11 protein-coding genes are annotated in these 17106 nt (G+C 64.6%); 7 read left to right on the top strand and 4 right to left on the bottom strand.

Going from position 1 to position 17106, the window contains the following annotated elements; genetic code table 11:
• Positions 1-57: 57 nt before the first annotated feature.
• Positions 58-603, bottom strand: coding sequence for a class I SAM-dependent methyltransferase (locus EL338_RS08850; RefSeq protein WP_126333424.1), 546 nt, complete (start codon positions 601-603; stop codon positions 58-60).
• A gap of 107 nt (positions 604-710) precedes the next feature.
• Here EL338_RS08850 and EL338_RS08845 point away from each other — a divergent pair, with 107 nt between their 5' ends.
• Positions 711-1586, top strand: coding sequence for a cutinase family protein (locus tag EL338_RS08845; RefSeq protein WP_126333423.1), 876 nt, complete (start codon positions 711-713; stop codon positions 1584-1586).
• A gap of 59 nt (positions 1587-1645) precedes the next feature.
• Here the strand turns inward: EL338_RS08845 and EL338_RS26450 are convergent, their stop codons facing one another.
• Positions 1646-2752 (bottom strand): hypothetical protein, encoded by a 1107-nt coding sequence (locus tag EL338_RS26450; protein ID WP_235666412.1) that lies wholly within the window; start codon positions 2750-2752, stop codon positions 1646-1648.
• Positions 2753-2940: 188 nt separating this feature from the next.
• Here EL338_RS26450 and EL338_RS08835 point away from each other — a divergent pair, with 188 nt between their 5' ends.
• Positions 2941-3321: a hypothetical protein gene (locus tag EL338_RS08835; protein ID WP_126333422.1), complete on the top strand. Its 381-nt coding sequence runs from the start codon at positions 2941-2943 to the stop codon at positions 3319-3321.
• 23 nt (positions 3322-3344) lie between these two features.
• Positions 3345-3989 (top strand): vWA domain-containing protein, encoded by a 645-nt coding sequence (locus tag EL338_RS08830; protein ID WP_126333421.1) that lies wholly within the window; start codon positions 3345-3347, stop codon positions 3987-3989.
• Between the two features lie 89 nt (positions 3990-4078).
• On the opposite strand, the gene EL338_RS08825 is transcribed toward EL338_RS08830, so the two are convergent.
• A complete protein-coding gene (locus EL338_RS08825; protein ID WP_126333420.1) occupies positions 4079-4444 on the bottom strand; it encodes a hypothetical protein in 366 nt (121 codons plus the stop codon).
• Positions 4441-10806: an anti-phage protein ProA gene (gene proA, locus EL338_RS08820; protein ID WP_126333419.1), complete on the bottom strand. Its 6366-nt coding sequence runs from the start codon at positions 10804-10806 to the stop codon at positions 4441-4443. The genes EL338_RS08825 and proA overlap by 4 nt, the downstream gene beginning before the upstream one ends.
• Before the next feature lie 619 nt (positions 10807-11425).
• On the opposite strand from proA, the gene EL338_RS08815 reads away from it, so the two are divergent.
• From EL338_RS08815 to EL338_RS08800, 4 genes are all read left to right on the top strand, one after another.
• Positions 11426-13198, top strand: coding sequence for a DEAD/DEAH box helicase (locus EL338_RS08815; RefSeq protein ID WP_126333418.1), 1773 nt, complete (start codon positions 11426-11428; stop codon positions 13196-13198).
• Positions 13199-13294: 96 nt separating this feature from the next.
• Positions 13295-15238, top strand: coding sequence for a hypothetical protein (locus tag EL338_RS08810; RefSeq protein ID WP_126333417.1), 1944 nt, complete (start codon positions 13295-13297; stop codon positions 15236-15238).
• Positions 15235-16191 (top strand): hypothetical protein, encoded by a 957-nt coding sequence (locus EL338_RS08805; RefSeq protein ID WP_126333416.1) that lies wholly within the window; start codon positions 15235-15237, stop codon positions 16189-16191. Before EL338_RS08810 ends, EL338_RS08805 begins: the two co-directional genes overlap by 4 nt.
• The gene (locus EL338_RS08800; protein WP_126333415.1) at positions 16184-16990 is read left to right on the top strand and encodes a DUF6339 family protein; all 807 of its coding nucleotides are present in this window, start codon (positions 16184-16186) and stop codon (positions 16988-16990) included. Before EL338_RS08805 ends, EL338_RS08800 begins: the two co-directional genes overlap by 8 nt.
• Positions 16991-17106 lie beyond the last annotated feature (116 nt).

The raw sequence follows: 17106 nt of genomic DNA, 5'->3' as shown, positions 1-17106 counted from the left end.
CACGCAAGCACGAGGAGCAGGGAGGCGTTGCCTGCAGCCACCGACAACACGGTCCGATCAGCTTCTCGCCAGCAGCCAGGCTTCGCCGTCGCCCTCCCCTGCGGCGATCACCTTGAGCGGGGCAAAGGCGGCTGTCAACTCTCCGGGCTCCGCGCGGAAACGTCCCGGCGCGGCGCCGACTTCGCTGAGCGCGGTGATCGCGAAGAGGCCGCCGGGTGCCAGTCGGTCGAGGATGGCTCGGTCCAGGCGTGGGTCGCGGAACCGATTGCAGAGGATGACGTCGGCCGGCGGTCCTGCAGGCAGGCCGTCGTCGAGATCAACGACGTCGAATCGGCAGTTGTCACCAACGCCGGTGCGCGCGGCGAGATCTCGGGCCTGGTCGACGGCCACCCCTGAAATGTCAACTCCGTGCACGGTCATGCCTCGGCGCGCCAGCCAGACGCTGGCCGCACCGGCCCCGCAGGCCAATTCGAGCGCGTGCCCAGTCGTCGGGAACATGTCCTCGAACGCGGCGAACGCCGATGGCGGGCCTACCGATTGAACCGACGGCGCTCCACGAGCTTGATAGCGCTCGTCCCAGCGGGTGCGGTCCTGATCGGTCACGTAGGTCAGGCTACGTGGCGCGGAATAGCGGGCGGCAATGTTGTGCGGACCCTGAGAATTCGCGGTACACGCTGCCGTTTGCGGCGCACGCTGTCACGCTGGGAGCCATGACGGCTCGCCGCGTCATCGCCGGGGTGGGCGCCGCAGCAGTGGCGACCAGCATGTATCACGTCGCTCCGACACCGTCGGCGCAGGCCGAAATCTGTCCGGACGCTGAAGTGGTCTTCGCGCGCGGCACCGATGACGCCGCGCCCCTCGGGCCCACCGGAGAAGACTTCATCGCCACGCTGCGGTCGCACGTCTCGCTCAAGTGGGTCCGTGCGTACGGCGTCGACTATCCCGCCAGCCTCGACTTCGACAAGGCGGTCGACGGTATCGGCGACGCGCGTGCGCACATCCTGGCCACCGCGGCGGGCTGCCCGGAAACCAAGATCGTGCTCGGTGGGTACTCGCAGGGCGCGGCGGTGATCGGCTTCGTCACCGCCAGCACGGTCCCCGACGGGGTTGCCGCCGACGAGGTGCCCACCCCGATGCCGGCCTACATTGCCGATCACGTCAGCGCGGTGGTGCTGTTCGCGAAGCCGGCACCGCGGGTGATGCGCTTCCTGGGTGACCCGACGGTCACCGTCGGTCCGCGGTACACACCCAAGACGCTCGAACTGTGCGTCGACAACGACCTGATCTGCGACGCCGACGGGTCAAGCTTCGCCGCGCATGACACCTACACCAAGTCCGGGATGACCGAGCGGGGAGCAGTTTTCGCGGCCAGCAAGCTCATGGCTGACTGGGCCGCCGACGCCGCGGCCGAGGCTGCCGCCGCCGCGGCGGCCGAACCTCCCGGTCCGGACCCGCGCCCCGAGGGCACTCCCCGGCTGCCGGGGCCGGTACTGCTGGCGCCGCCGCTGCCCGAGTCCCCTGCCGTGTCGCCTACGCCGGAGCCGCATTTCAGGCAGTCGTCGCCCGTCTATGGGCCGATGCTGTAGCTGTTGAGCCGGACTCCTCGTCGGAGAACGGGCTGCATTCGGGGGTGTTTGTTCGGCAGCTACCGCGGAGTCCAGTTGGAGACCGACGGGTGGACCGCCACGGGATAGCCGTGGCGCAGTGCCGCTAACGAAGGCTCGGGAGTCTGCACGACGAAGTCTTGTGACCCGAAGTCGCCGCGGAGGACAGGGTCGCCGTAGCCGTGGGGTGCCCAACGGTGTAGGGCACCACGCCAGACAAGACGGAAATCGTCCGCCCCCATTGCGACAAATGCACCGTCTGGGAGCGAGCCGACCGGCACGCGGGCGGGTGGCGACTTTCGTCCGCTGTTCAGCAGCGCGTCGAGTTCCTGCGCTCCGCTCACAGAGTGAGCATGTTGCACCGCTGTCACGTATGCCTGGTAACGATCCCGGCGGCACGTCGGGCAAGGACGATGGCCGGCCGCCAACGCGACCGCCTCATCGAGGAAGAACAGCTTTGTGTACTTTCGCGGCGTCTTGAGAACACGGTCGACGTGAAGTTCACACACCAACCATCTGCGACGATCGGCTCTGTTACTCATGAAGGCACCACGTGCCGACGTTGCGAAGATGGTGCCGTTCAGTGACACCCTATTGCGCTGGGGCCCCCGCGGGGCTGCGCGTTCTGGCTGTGACTCACCATACGAATCAACCTGGCAAACAACATCTTTCTCATAGTCCTGCGTTGCCAGCGGCTCCGCCGGCCCGGGTTCAACCACCGGTGGCCGACCTTCTGCGAACGCATCGTCGAAGTGTTCCGCCAAGCGATAGCGTTCTGCGACACCATCGTCGAATCTGAAGAACGGCATGGTTTCCCATTTGCTTCGCCCCTGCGGAGACGGCGTCAAGGCGAAGTCGACCCGCCGCCAATCCACGATCGCAGAATCCGGTTTCTCGACCGTCTGGACCACCCCCAACGCATGAACTCTCCCCTGCTGCAGTTCGGCGTCCCAGGATGCAACGACCAGGCCGTCCCGGTTGGAAAGCTCAGCGATGAGTCCGCCTGGCGACGTGAGCGCTGGAACGTCGGCGATGGCCGCCGGGCGACGCCCCCTGCAAGCTCCAGGCGCCAAAATCTGCTTCTCACCGTCACGATCGAACCCCCCACCACACATCCACCGATCCAAGCCCGGGCTGGCACGCAGCATAATTCACTTCAGTGACATCCCACGCCGCCCGGGCGTGCCCTGGGGCGGTCTTCGGTGACGAATTCAGATGATTGATGGCCTGTTGTGCTTGACTTGAGCCCGCGGGCGGGAGGCGCCCGACCGTTCTTCCAACCCAGCGACATGCCGCAGTTATTGCGGACTCCGCACTTTTTGCGGTATGGTGACGCATGCCCGACCGGTACGACCAGATCCGCAACGACCTAGCGAATGCCGAGACCGCCGCATCCGCTGAGGACGCATTACGACACCTCCGGTCAGTCCTGACGGAGGTGAGCCAGTTACTCGACGACCAGCTGGCTCGCGCTGTGGTCGACGACGAGATGTCGATCGCCGCAGCCGGCAAGAGCGCCGGGCTGAGCGAAAACGCAGTCGGCCCGCGGCTGGCCAGCACCCCCAGGCTGAGCCCGTACGTGAGTGCCGGTGACCGGATCACCGCCGAAGACGTCCGACGTGCCCGCAACGACAAGCACGCGGGCACTCCCCTGCCACCCGCTCCAGCGCATGAACCGATGCGCTTCAAGCCTCGCCGAAACACCAAGCCGCGCTAGCCAACTAATGGAAGAAGATCGCCGTGTCGAACCCCAACCTCACCCTCATCGCTTTCCTGCTCGACCGGTCCGGCTCGATGCAGTCCATCAAGTCCGACGTGGTCGGCGGCTTCGACGCATTCCTTGGCGAGCAGCGCGCCGGCGATGGTGAATGCCTCGTGACACTGGCACAGTTCGACAACGAGTACGAGATCGTCTATCGCTCCAAGCCGCTCAGCGACGTTCCACCCCTCGAGCTGAATCCACGCAACAGCACGGCGCTGTTGGACTCGATGGGCAAGCTCATCACCGATACCGCCGCCGAGATCGCTGCGCTCACCGAGGAGAACAAGCCCGGCACTGTGGTCGTGGCCATCATGACCGACGGGTTGGAGAACTCCAGCCGCGAGTGGAGCCGCCCGGCCATCAAGTCGCTCGTCGAGCAGCAGACCAACGAGTTCGGGTGGGAATTCCTGTATATGGGGGCCGATCAGGACGCCGTCGAAGTCGGTAAAGGGCTGGGCGTCAGGGAAGAACAGGCCATCACCTACGGCAGGGGGAAGTCGCGGGAGGCGATGTCTGCGGCATCCAGCAACGTACGTTCCTACCGTACGGCCAAACTCGGCAACGCAACGGCGGCGATGCCGGCGTTCAGTGACGCGCAGCGGTCGGAATCCTCGGACGACTGAGTCCCAGAACGCGCGGCCCACAGACGCCTGGCCCCCTCACGCCGTGGCGTTGCTGACGGAAACGGCTAGGCACTCGACCGCTGCTGCTATCAGGCCGGCCCCTCCAACTCAAGGACCGTTGGCCTCGTTGACCGGATAAGCACCTCCGGGAACTTCGCCACCAACGCACACACGAAGGCGGACCGCTTCACGTTGAGCTCGTTGAGCAGCTCCTGCTGACTCAACTCCCCCTTGTCGCACAGTCGCTCCCACGCCGCGGCAATCATCCACGCCGGCACGAGCTGCGGACCCGTACCAAGGCGCATCGATCGTTCGGTCTCGACCAACACCCCCTTGCGACTCACCGCAGTGATCCGGTTGAGGTTCTTGGTCGACAACGTCAAGATCGCCGTGCCGGGGCCCGCCACCTCGGATACCCGATCGAAGAGATCGTCATCGAATTCGGCTGCGGTCATGCCGATCCGACAACCAAGATCCGCGAGGGGAGCTCCTTCAACACGCCGGTGGCCAAAGCCCGTTCCAACGCCTCGTCGAGCCGCGCCCCGATGTCCTTGGTGATCCGAACGCCTCCGAACAGCGCCAGCGCCTCACGTTTGAGGTCGTCGGCCGCGCTGCCGCCGGTCTGCTCGGCGACCACCCGCATCGCGTTGCCGATCTCCACCAAACTGACCTCGCCGAGGGGCCTGCCCTCCCCGCGCTTCGACGTCCGAACCGTTCGCCACGTCCCTGGGTCGATGCCATTGGGCCAGTAGAACTCCCGGTCATCGCGTCGCAGATACTCGGCGGGCACGACCCTCTGGATCGCGGTTCGGCGTCCCTCGCTGACCTTGCCGAGGCTGAAGGCACCGGCCACCAGCTTGGCGAGCCGATCGCGATGGACCGGGCCCTCGGACTCGATGATCGACTCGATCACCTTCACCACATGCGACCTGTTGTAACTGGTGTGGATCTCGTCGAGCACGCTGACCCCACCGATCACCACCGGCACCCATGGGCTGAAGTCCGCGAGGCTGGGGTGCTGCCGGGGCGCCACAGGCCGCTGCGGCGCCGCGGGCTGCTGCACCGTGGGGGCCGACCGGAAAGCAAACTCTTCTTCCACGTTCGCCTGCGCCGGCGAATGCGCCACCTGGGCGGCCGGCGCAACCTGGTCCTGCGCCGGTTCCAGGCGCCGCTGCTTGGCAGCGGCAACCGCTTCCCGCAGGCGCGCCACCGTCTCATCGCGTTGGCTCAGCCATTCGGGTAGCCAAACGCGCTCTACGCCCGGCCATTTCAGCAGCGTCGACAACACGTCCACCGGCAGACCATCGCGGTCGGCCACCGTCCGGCGCCCGTACCACTCCGACCCATCCAGCAGGACCGCGAGTAGCGGCTGCTCCGGCTCGTCGGGGTCGGCGATCACCAAGTCGACGCGGAAGTCGGACAGACCCACATCGACGGATACGACGAAGCCTTCCCGGCGCAGCGCCGCGGCGATGTCGTCACGATGCCGGTCGATGACCGCGTTGCGACGACCACCCTGCGTGATGGTGTCGACACCCCGATGCGCCATCTCCAGGTAAGCGCGCAGATGTTTGGTGCCGACTTGCATCGTTTCCTCGGCCCGCAGATCGGAGGGCTCGAAGCTGGCGTACAGCACCACCTCGCGCCGCGCGCGGGTGATCGCCACGTTCAGGCGTCGTTCACCACCCGGGCGCGACAACGGCCCGAAATTCAGCGGCACGACACCTTTGTCGTTCTTGCTGAACGCCACGGAGAACAGGATGGTGTCGCGCTCGTCGCCCTGCACATTCTCCAGGTTCTTGACGAAGAGCCCGTCCGGCTCGTCCAATGCCTGCAGCAGTCGCTCATCACCGGTGTCGCGCAACATGTTCTCGATGAGATCGCGCTGCTGCGCGTTGAAGGTGATGACCCCGATCGACGGGGCGTCCTCGGTTGATGAGGCGAACCGGCTGCGGATGTCGGCCACGATGCGTTCGGCTTCGACCCGGTTGGTGCGTAGCGCCTTTCCGCGCCCGGACCGTTCGAAGTGGCCATCGACGCGGACGAGGGAGATTCCGTGTCCCGATGCCGGCGGCAACGGTGCCGGGAACGACGCGAGCCTTCCGCTGTAGTAGTGCAGATTGCTGAACGCGATCAGTGCCTCGTCCTGGCTGCGGTAGTGCCACGACAGCCACTGCTGCGGCACCAGTGACTGCACGCATTCACTGAGGATCGATTCCTCGTCGGCCACAACCTCCGGATTGGCCTCTTCCTCGGTGTCATCGACCGACGCGCCGACATCGGCGAAACTCGTCGGCGGCATCTGCTTGCTGTCCCCCACCACCACAACCGATTTTGCTCGGCCCATGGCGCCGATCGCATCCGCGACCCGGATCTGCGATGCCTCGTCGAACACCACGATGTCGAAGACGTCGGCGTGCGCGGGGAAGAAGCGGGCGACGGAATCGGGGCTCATCAGCGTGCACGGCAAAATCGCGGTGATCAGATCCCCGAAGTTGGCCATCAGATTACGCACGCTCATGCCACCGCGCTTGCGGTCCAACTGCCGCTTCAGCAGACCGATCTGACCGCTTTCCGCGAACGCATCGAACGTGCGACGTTCGAGCAGCTCTGCGGGAATGGAGCGGCAGAGCTCGCCGCGGATCGACTTCGCGCTGGTGGTGAAACGCTGAATTGCCTTGCCGTGCGCGTTCACATCGAATTCGCTGAGTCCGCTCGCATCGAGCCTCTCGGCGATGGACGCGGTCGCCACACCGCGGTCGAAGGCCAAGCTGGCATCCTCGGGCACGATGTTGCCGGCCAGGATCGCCCGGCTAGTATCCGCCATGTCGGCGATGAGCAGCGGCCGGACATGTTGCAGCAGTGCCACCCAACGTTCGATGGTCACCGTGGACTCGAGCTTGCGGCCTTCGCGAGTGTCCCACCACCGTCCGATGAACCCTCGGTCACCCGCCCAACGGTGGAGCTGGTCGGATGCCGTCCCGGTAGCTGCCGACAGACTTCGCCAGCCTGCTGCCGTGGCTTCCAACGGGCCCGCCATCGCCCCGGTCTGGGTGTCGCTGTAGAACTTGCGCAGATCGGCGACACGCGGGTCGGTGGGCTTCTGGGACAGGATGTCCCCGATGCGCCGTAGCGCCGCGAAGCTCCGCGTGAGGTGCGCGGCGTCCTCGGCCACCAGCGGGTTCCACGGCCGGTCGAACAGCGTCACCGGTAGCGCCGAAACCCGCTGCCGCACATCGGCGACGACGACGTGGCTGTTGAGCATCTCGCCGGTCAGCTCCGACAGTGTCTTGAGGTTCACCGCCGTCGGGTCCACTACCAGCACTCCGGTGAGCTTCTCCAGAACCGCGCGACGACGCTTCTTGCGGCCGAAGAAGCCGGACTCGTCGGCCGCGACCGCTTCGGCGTGAATGGCCGGGATGTCGAGGTCCATGGCGGCCGGTGTCGCGGTCGCAAGCCAGTCCGGCTTTGTCGACAGACTGGCGAGCAGCTGTTCGATGGCGGCGATGTGTGTCTGCCACTGCGCGGTCGCGACGGCGTCGATCGCCGCCAGCGGGTAACGCGGCTCGTTGGTCAGTCGCGCCCAGGCGTCGAGGACATCCGGGCTGTCGCACTTACCCACGACGTCCACTGCCAGTCCGCCGCCGATGATCTCGGCCAGAGCCGCATCGAAGGCCACAGCTGCGGTGTGAACACCGACGGGGTCCAATCCCGCTGCTGGGATGGCGTCGATGAAGGCCCACGGATGATCCGGTCGGGGGCGCGCGTCATCGAACTTCTCGGGCAGGGTGCGCAGAGCTTGCGCGACATTGTCGAAAACGGTGGGGTCGGAGCCGGTGACGAGACTTCTTGGGACCGTCAACGGGGCGACGTCCTGGTCGGCGGCCAGCTCGGCGGACCGCGCGGTGTACAACGAGTGCCCCACCGCGTTGCGTTCGTGCAGCCGGTCGGCGTAGCGCGCCAAGCTGTGCCGACTCGACTCGGCCACCTGCAGCTCGGTGCGCAGCAGATCGGCATCATGGTTCAGCCGCAGTTCCAGGGCGTGCTTGATCTGGGCGCGCACCGCCGCGGGACGCGCGGACTTGTCGTGGATGTCCAACGACAGCTCGCCCAGACCCACACTTTCGAGACGCTTCTTCACCACGTCCAGCGCCGCGCGCTTCTCGGCCACGAACAACACCCGTCGACCGGATTTCATGGCGTGCGCCAGCAGGTTGGTGATGGTCTGCGATTTCCCGGTTCCCGGAGGACCCTCCAGCACGAAGGTCCGGCCCGCGACAGCGTCGGCGACGGCATGCAGCTGGGAGGCGTCCGCGGGCACCGGCACCGCGGTGCTCAGCGCATCGAGATCGACCTCGGCGGGCGCGTCGACGGGATCGGTGAACGGCTTCTGCGGATTCTCGATGAGGTGGCGGACCAAACTGTTGCGGGACAACTGCTTCCACGACTCGTCAAGGTCTTTCCACAGCGGGAACTTCGCGAACTGGAGGATCGACAGGTGCACGCTGTCCTCGACCAGGTACGGCAAACCCGCTTCGGCGACAGCGCGGCGCACCGCGTCGAACGTGCCCTTCAGGTCGATGCCCGAAGCGTCTTCGTCCGGCTTGGCGAGCGCAGGGATCTCCAGATCCAGTGCCGTGCGCAGCTTCTCGACGAGGCAGTAGTTGGGTGTGGAGGTGCCGGTGTCATCCATGGTGATGACGTAGCGCTCGCCACGGTTGGTGGTGCTCAGCGTCACCGGAACGAGCACCAGCGGGGAGCGCAAGGGACGGTCGTTGAGCTGCCAGGTGAGCATGCCGAAGGCCAGGTAGAGATTGTTGGCGCCGGTTTCCTCGCGGATCGTCTTCGCCTTGTTGGCCACATACCGCAGCTTGGCCTTGTAGGACGCCGCGGTGATGTCGATGTAGGCGTTGCGCTTGTCCGCGAGCAGGATCTCGCGTTCGGACTCGGGCAGGTCACGGCCGAAGCGCACCCCGCGGGCGATGTCGACGTTCTGCACTTCGTCGGAGCCCAGCAGGGTGAATCCCGCTCCGGCGTTGACGGCATCTTCGAACCGGCTCAGCGCAGGGCCGGGGACTTCGAGGCGAAACCCGGCGCGGTCGGTGTAGTTGATCAGTCTGTTGCGCAGACTGAGGTCGAGCAACGCGTTCTTCCACTGCTTGACCCGCGGCGGGACGGCCTCCGTCTGCTCGGCCGGCTTGGCGTCTCCGGCCACGTACGGCGCGATGACGGGACCGCCATCCGGTTTGTACTCGGAGACCGAGATGTTGCCGGCTTCGTCGGCGCTGCGGCTGGGTAGCGGGTAGATCCGGGCCCGGCGAGCCTGGCGGATGTCGGTGACGCCGAGGATGTTCGTCAGGTCCGCGAGGTGCTGCGCGCGGGGTGCCCGGCACGCGTCGTCGAAGGTGGCGTCCGGCGCAGACTGTGTCACCAGCGTCGTTTCGATGAGCCCGATGTTGGCGAGGTCGACCTGGTTGACCACCTCGGCGGCCTCGGTGGTGGAGACGGCGGCCAGGGCACCGTCGATGCGCCAGTACCCCAGGAAGGCGTGTTCGCGCAGCAGCCAGATGGTCGAGTTGATGCCGCATTGTTCGAGGAGGGCGGCCAGCACCATGGTGGTGTCCAGGCAGGTGCCGAGGCGGCCTTCGAGGACTTCTGCCGGGGTTCGCACCTTCTGGCCGACATCGCCCCAGCTGGCGGGTGGCTCCGCGTAGCGGATGTCGCGGGCCTTGACGGCGTCGAAGACTGCGCGCGCAATCGCGTCGACACGTTCGGGGTTCTCGCTCTGGTACCCGTCGATCGATGAGTTTCCGGTGGCTGCGCCCAGCCTGTCGGAGATGTCGATCATCAGTGCGGCGACCGCGGCGGCGTTGGGCTGGACGTGGGTGGCCAGGATCTCGAGGGCGAGTTGCGGCGGGGTGGCCTTCCACTGGCTGGCCGCCAGGATGTTGACTTCCTTGGTGGTCTCCGCAAGCACCTCGCCGGCGCCGTCGCGAAGGACCACGCGGATATCGCCGGGGCGCTGCTCATCAACGCGCAGCATGGAGGCCGGGTCGAGTTTGAGGCCGACGGTGTTCAAGACGGTCGGCTGGTGTGCCAGCAGGTCGAGGTGGATCTCGGTCGGCCCACCATGCGAGCCCTCGGCGCTGACGACGTCGACCTCGATGACCGCGCCCTGACGGTCGCCGCCGGTGTTGTCGACGGTGATGTGGTCTATGACGGGGATGCGACAGTGCGCCATCGCGTAGCTCAGGTCGCCGATGGCGGAGATTTCGATGCGCGGCGCGTCCGTCGCCGCGGGCAGCGATGGCGGTGTCGGGTCCGGCGCCGACGCGGCGACTGTGGATGCGGGTGGCTGCGAGGGTGCCGTAGCTGTGGCGATGGGCGCCACGGGAGCCTTGAGCTTGTGGACCTGCGCGGCGACCTCGGGGGCGCCGATGGCCCGCAGGAGAAGTTCCGCGGAATCGATGGCTCGGTAGGTCTCGGCCACGGTGAACTCACCGGTGTGTGCCCACTTGTTGCGAACCTCGCGCAGCTCCTTGGCGTAGATCTCGGCCTGCCGGGGCATCGCCTTGTTGAAGGGATAACCGAGGTCGCCGAGGCGTTCGGTCATCGCCCGTAGCATCAGCGCCAGGTCGCGGCTCTGGTAATCGCCGCCGCGGCGCCCATTGGCCGCGTCCTTGGCCCTGAGCAGGTCAACCCAGTCGGTGCCAGGCGGGAGTTCCCGGTTCAGGACCTGCGCGACGAAGGGCCCGAGCCCGCCGGCCAACGTCGTCAACGTTTGCCCCACAAGTTGGTGGCATTCAACGGAGTTCACAGTCCACACCCCACCCTGTTGCGAGATTGCAGTTCGCGGATTCGCATAACGGATGACCTCCCCTAAGGCCCCAAACACATCGGCCCGTGACGGCAACCAACGGACCAACCCACCTCGCCAGGTGTGTGACGGCGGCAAGTTTCTGCGGATCGTAGCGAATGGTGCCGGTGCGGCCACCGCGGGGTGGCCGTCGACGCGGTTGGTGATCGGTCACCGTGTTCTCCTCTTGTCTCGGGCGGCTGTGCCCGCTGAGGCGAGCCGATCAGGATGGCACGGGGTACCGACAGAGCGCGTCCTTCCGCTATGTCAACATCCGGCAGCCGACGCCGCACTGCTGCTCTTCACCTAGACATTCGAAGCGAGCAAAGGAGATCATGGCAAGCACCGAAGACGCACTGCGGCCTTCTCCACTCTCCCGCCTGGAGCCTCACTGCATGGCACTCTCATTACATGCCGTTACGACGACTGATCATCACGGATTCCGGCCGAGCAAGCACACTGATCGTATAGTCCGGTATGGGCCCGCTACCTGCGATTCGAGGCTCGCGCTGCATCCTTGAGAATCAGATTGCGTGTAACGGACGCCTCGAGCTCACCTACCGAGAATGGGACCGACATCGTGACATTGGAAGCGCAGACGACGATTTCGAATCTGAGCGACGTGAGTCCGCGCGAACAGGCCAAGATGGTCCGGTTCCTTCAGCGCACGCTCACACCTCGCGAGGTTCGCGCAGCACTGGCACGATTTTCCAGCGACAGCCGGAGCAGATCGATCGAGTGGATCGTGGCAGCCGCGGAACGGGAGACGACCCCACCCAAGACGCTGCGACTGACTGACGACGGCGTCTACGAGTTGCTGGTTGAACTCGCCGGTCCAGACTTGTTGTCAGACCGTGAACTTCGGAGACTGATCGCCGCCCACAGCCACCCCCGGATTCTCGCCAAGCTCCACGAATATCCCTCGTCGATGCGCGGAAGCGGAAGCGACCGGTCCAACGCGAACGCCGTCGCACAACGCAAGTGGCACCCCGGCAAGTCCTGGGCGAGGTTCTTCGTCAAAACCATCAACATGCCGCCGGCGTTCGCAGGATCGAGGGGAACCATATCGGTGCCCGACATGCTCGAAGTCGAGCCCTGCGTCAAACTTCCTACGTTGGTCGACTTCCAGATCGAGCTATTCGAGAAACTGGTGAACGTCCTGGATGGTCCCGAAGACGCCAACCGAGCGATCCTGACACTGCCCACGGGTGCCGGGAAAACGAGGACCGCTGTCGAAGCGCTCTTGAAATGGCGACAGACACGAGAGGATCGACCGCGCATCCTCTGGATTGCACATAGCGACGAGCTCTGCGAGCAGGCCGTGCAAGCAATCCGTGAAGTCTGGTTCGACCTCGGCCACGGAAACTACCCGTTCCGGGAGACGTTGACGATCGGCCGTCTGTGGGCTAACAAGAATGCCGTTCCGTCGGAGTGTGGTGTCGTCGTGTCCAGCGTCCAGAAACTCCATGCCCGCGGCACCTTAGCTCGAGACCAACTCGAGAACCTCCAGGACAGCCTCGGCGTCGTCGTGATCGATGAGGCCCACCGCGCTCTCGCACCCAGTTACGGCGATGTCCTCAACGCACTGGGGTTCAACTTTCGGCAGAAGCGAGCCCGCTCGGCTCTAATCGGTCTCACGGCCACACCTCGTCGTACCAGCGAGGATGAAACCCGTCGGTTACGCCGCCGGTTCCACAACAACATCCTCAATGCACCGAGCCTCGGCGCGGACCCGCTGCAGACGTTGCGCGGCCGAGGTGTCCTAGCTCGTATTGAGGAGGAGAGCCTCGATTATGACGCCGACCGGATCGAACTGTCGACAACCAGAGCGTATGCCGATCACTACGAAGTTTTCGATGACGTGCACCCGGAGGTCCTCACGAAACTTGGTGAAGAGCACCGACGCAACCGCCGTTTGATCGAACGACTCATGAAGCTCGATCCGGCGTGGCCGGTGCTTGTGTTCGCGTGTTCGGTCCAGCACGCCCAGGCCTTGTCCAGCCTGCTGCGGCGCCGCGGCAGGTCCTCCGGGTGTGTCCTCGGTACGACGAGGCCTGCAACCCGTCGAGCCATCATCGAACGATTCCGCAACAACGAACTGTCCGTCCTCTGTAACTATGGCGTGCTCACCACAGGCTTCGATGCGCCGTCCGTCCGCTGTGTGGTGGTCGCGCGGCCGACAACGAGCAACGTTCTGTACGAGCAGATGGTCGGTCGCGGAATGCGCGGTCCCGCCTTCGGCGGAACCGAAAAGTGCTTGATCATCGATGTCGAAGACAACATCCGATGGCGCAATCGCCCTGCAACCGTTCACTACTCCGGTCTGGAGGAAGAGATGCGGTACGCCCGGTGAACTATGCACCGACATTCGTAGAATCGAAATGCTCGAATCTTTCCGACAAACAATCCAAGATGAGACGCAACCGACGTACAACTTGCAAGGAGAGTCTTGACCGTTACCTGGCGATGGGAAGAGCAGAGCCGAAACTACGCAAACTACGGGAACGCCAATCAATGGACGGTGAACGCCGGCCTTTCGTCGCTTGCCCGCGAGAGTGCTCAGAACAGCAATGACGCGCGGCTTCCGGGGCCCGCGGATCTCGTATACTCGTTCATCGTTCTGTCCGGCGACGACCGGCAACGCTTCGAAGACGCAGTCGCCTGGCATGACCAGTTGGAGCCCCACCTCGCAGCCATGGCCGACGCGGCGACGGGTGCGGTGACCGCCGGCCAGCTTCAATCAGGGCTGGCGGCCCTCAAATCCGCCGAGTCCCTGACGTTGCTCCGGATCGCGGACTACGGCGCCAAGGGACTCACTGGTCCCGAGTTTGCAGAGGGGGACGCCGATGCTTACGGAAACTTCGTCAAGCTGTGCCGGTTGGACTTGTACAGCGGTAAGGACAAGACCTCAGGTGGGTCCTTCGGCCTTGGCAAGGCCGTCTACTGGCGGTTCTCGCGACTCCAGACAGTCCTATTCAACTCGACACTGCAGCCCTCCGACGCCGTAAACGGTCGCCGGCACAACCGGATCATCGGCGTCAATCAGGGCGTCGTGCATCAACTTTCCTCGACGAACTTTCAGGGCCGGGGTTTCTTCGGTGTCCAGGAGGCCAATGACGACGTTGCTTCCGTGTGGGAAGATGCCGACCTAGCGCACCGTCTTTGGCTCCGACGAGAGGACGACCGTCCCGGAACATCCGCGTTGTTGCTCGGTTTCTACGACCCGGACGAACCCGAAAAAGGCCTAGGTGATATCGCCCAGGTCCACGAGTTCGCCAAGAGTCTGGAAGCCGCAATCGAAGAGGAATTCTGGCCCTTGCTAACACGGGACCGCCTGCGGGTTCGGGTGGAGGTCCTCGATGGCGACCGTACCGTCTACCAACACACCGTCGACCCCGAGGAGCAGTACACCGAACTCGTACGTGCCCTTCGAAAGGTCGACGCAGGCCAGATCGATGACGAACTGAATGAATTGGGCGATGTCGTGGTCAGGGACGTACCGATCTCGATCTCAGCCCGTACCGATGCCGAAGAGCGCCACATCGCGTTCGAGCACACCGCGAAGCTGGTCGTCACCCTGTCCGATGACCAGAAAGACTCCCTGGAGAACAAGGTGTGCCTCTTTCGACGCCCCGAGATGGTTGTGCAGACTGTCGATAAGGAATTCGAGGGCCGCACTTATCACGCGTTCTTGATGGCGGGCGCCGCCGTCAACCCGGATTCACCATCTCTGGAAGAGGAACGGGCAGACGATTTCCTGCGATTCGCCGAGCCGCCCGCACATGACCAGTGGATACCGGGGTCAGGTCGCACCAAGACGTCGCAAGCCAATCTCACGGCTCATTACAAAGCCCCGTGGGTGCCAAATCTCAGGAACATTCGACAGGCGATCCTCGATCAGCTTTCCGACATCTTCGGTGCACCGGCGCCATCAGGTGACACGCCGCCGAAATCAATCTTCAAGAATTTGGCATTTCTACAGGGCGAATCGGGTGGCAGTGGTGCACGTGGCACCGCGTCGGTCCGCAAGCCGGAGATAAGAATTCACAATGCCACGGTCGTCGATGGCGCCTGGCATCTCGACTTCGAGATCCGCGCGCGCAACCGTCCTGAGGGGTGGTCCGTGGAGCCCCGCCTGGCGTTGGTCGGGCTCGATGGCGGCTATCAGGACATCCCATGGGATCAACTGGATGCCGATCCGCCGGCTGAGCAGTCCGGCAATACAGTGGTCCTGCTCCACAAGCCCCGTGGGCGGCTGCTGACAACGACTGTCCGTGGAGTGAGCACCACGACGCTTCCCATACCGGCAATGGAGTCTGCAGTCGACATACGCATCGGTCGTGCCGATGTCGCCCCAACCTCCGCACAACCAGAAGCGCAGGACATTCCGTGACGCCGCGGTTCGCCTGGCCCACCTACCGAGATCAATGGGATTGCCAGGTAACACAGTTCAGTCTGGACAGCGAGCGCCACGACGATGTCATCGACTCGGACTACCTGCGACTGAAAGCCTCGGAGCGGGTGTGGTCCGTCGCCGACATCGAGATCTCGGCAACCACCGACCAGCCCCTGCCCGCCGGGTTGACCGGCTTGACGGCCCATGTTCTGCTGGCTTGCCCGACAACGCAACTGCGTCGCGCATACCCGATGGCCCCGCACTCAGATGGCTCTCGGTTCGATGCCCAGATCTGCATACCACGGTCGGCCGTGACGCAGAAGGCATCGCTGACGGTCGAGCTTGTCGCCACGCACAATGAACGGCTGCGGATTGTCGGGGCCGGCGTCGAGTGGGCGCTGATCGTGGAGGCCGGTGAAGCGCCTCGCCCTGCGGGAGCCCCGCCCATAAGCAGTGCCTGGATCGACTTCACGAGTGATGACGCCCCGCCGGAGGCTCGGCGCAGTCCGATGAGTTACTGCTACCTCGACCTCAACGAGTCGCCGCCACTGCTGTACCTGAATAGCGGTATCGATGGATTCGAGGCGTTGATAAAGGCTGAGAACGCCAAGTTAGAGCGTCGCCGGCATCGCGATCTACTGGGTGCGATGATCGCTCGTCAAGTCACGAACTCACTGCTTCGTGCCGCCATCGACGAGATTGCTCCCGGCGAGTACGGAGCACCTGCAACAGGTCCTTCTACCCGGATCCTGCAAAGCGCCTGCGAGGCGATGTCACGGGAGCTTTCGGACACCAACTCGGTCGAGGACCTCTACGAGAAAATCGCCGCACTGGAAGGTAATCCCGCCGCCACGGCCCAGTTCTGGGCCGAAGCCGATCTGGTGCTGGACCGAATGACCGGATTATCGGACACAGTCATGAACGTATGCAAGGACGTGAAACATGTCTGATGCGCTTCACACGCTTCCTGTCCGCCTGGATGCGCTCGAACGCCCCCACTACAACGCCGAGCAGGATTCTAGAGCGACAGAACTTCGCCGGCTGGACGGAAATTCGATCGGACTCGAAGTACTCGATGCACTGATGGCCGAGGTCAAGACACGAACCACCGAAGCATTCTGGGCAGACAGGACACACAGCGACCGGTGGCTCGCTCCGCGGATCCACTACGCACTTCGACTGTTGCGTTCAGAGGCCGCCGACCGTGGGGTATGGCAGTGGCTCGCGCTGCGCTACTGCCGGTACGTCGAGTGGCGGTGGGCTGGCACCGACGGCACGGTCGCCGATGACCGCTGGTGGGGACCAATTCACAAGCAGGCAATCGCTCGATTGTGGTGGGGGGCCGAGGTTTTCCGCGACGGCGCGGACTACCGCCCCGTCGAGAAGGCCTTCGTGTTCCAGGATCTGCCGAACAGCTATCTGCACCGGCCGATAGTCCGGTGTCGGTCACTGGCGATAGCGATTGTCGATCGCATCGATAGGTCAGGGACGCCGAGTTCGGATCAGGTGAATGACCTGGCGCGGGTCCTGAACCTGGCCACCGTCGGGACTCCTCCCGAGGTCGAGACCGGTTACCAATCAGATGATCTACTCGCGTACGACAACTGGTGCAGCTCAGCACCTGCAGTTCCACCCAGTTGGGACCATCTGCCGTTCGGTCCGCGCGCCATCGACACCACCGACCGTTCGCTCCAAGGGGCAGCGAACGTTGTCAATCGCGCTTGCGGCTACGCTGGTTTGGAGGATTGATAGCCGACAATATAGCAACCGTGTTTGTACCCGCGGCGGCCGCAGGCCGGGTATACCGCCCTGCCATTTGCCCGTACCCCTATTATTGAGATCCCTGTCGGGACTACATTGGAGCG

It is taken from the genome of Mycolicibacterium chitae (assembly GCF_900637205.1).
Taxonomy (GTDB): Bacteria; Actinomycetota; Actinomycetes; order Mycobacteriales; family Mycobacteriaceae; genus Mycobacterium; species Mycobacterium chitae.
The sequence above is the reverse complement of the archived record's forward strand: the minus strand, read 5'-3'. Positions and strand labels throughout refer to the sequence as shown.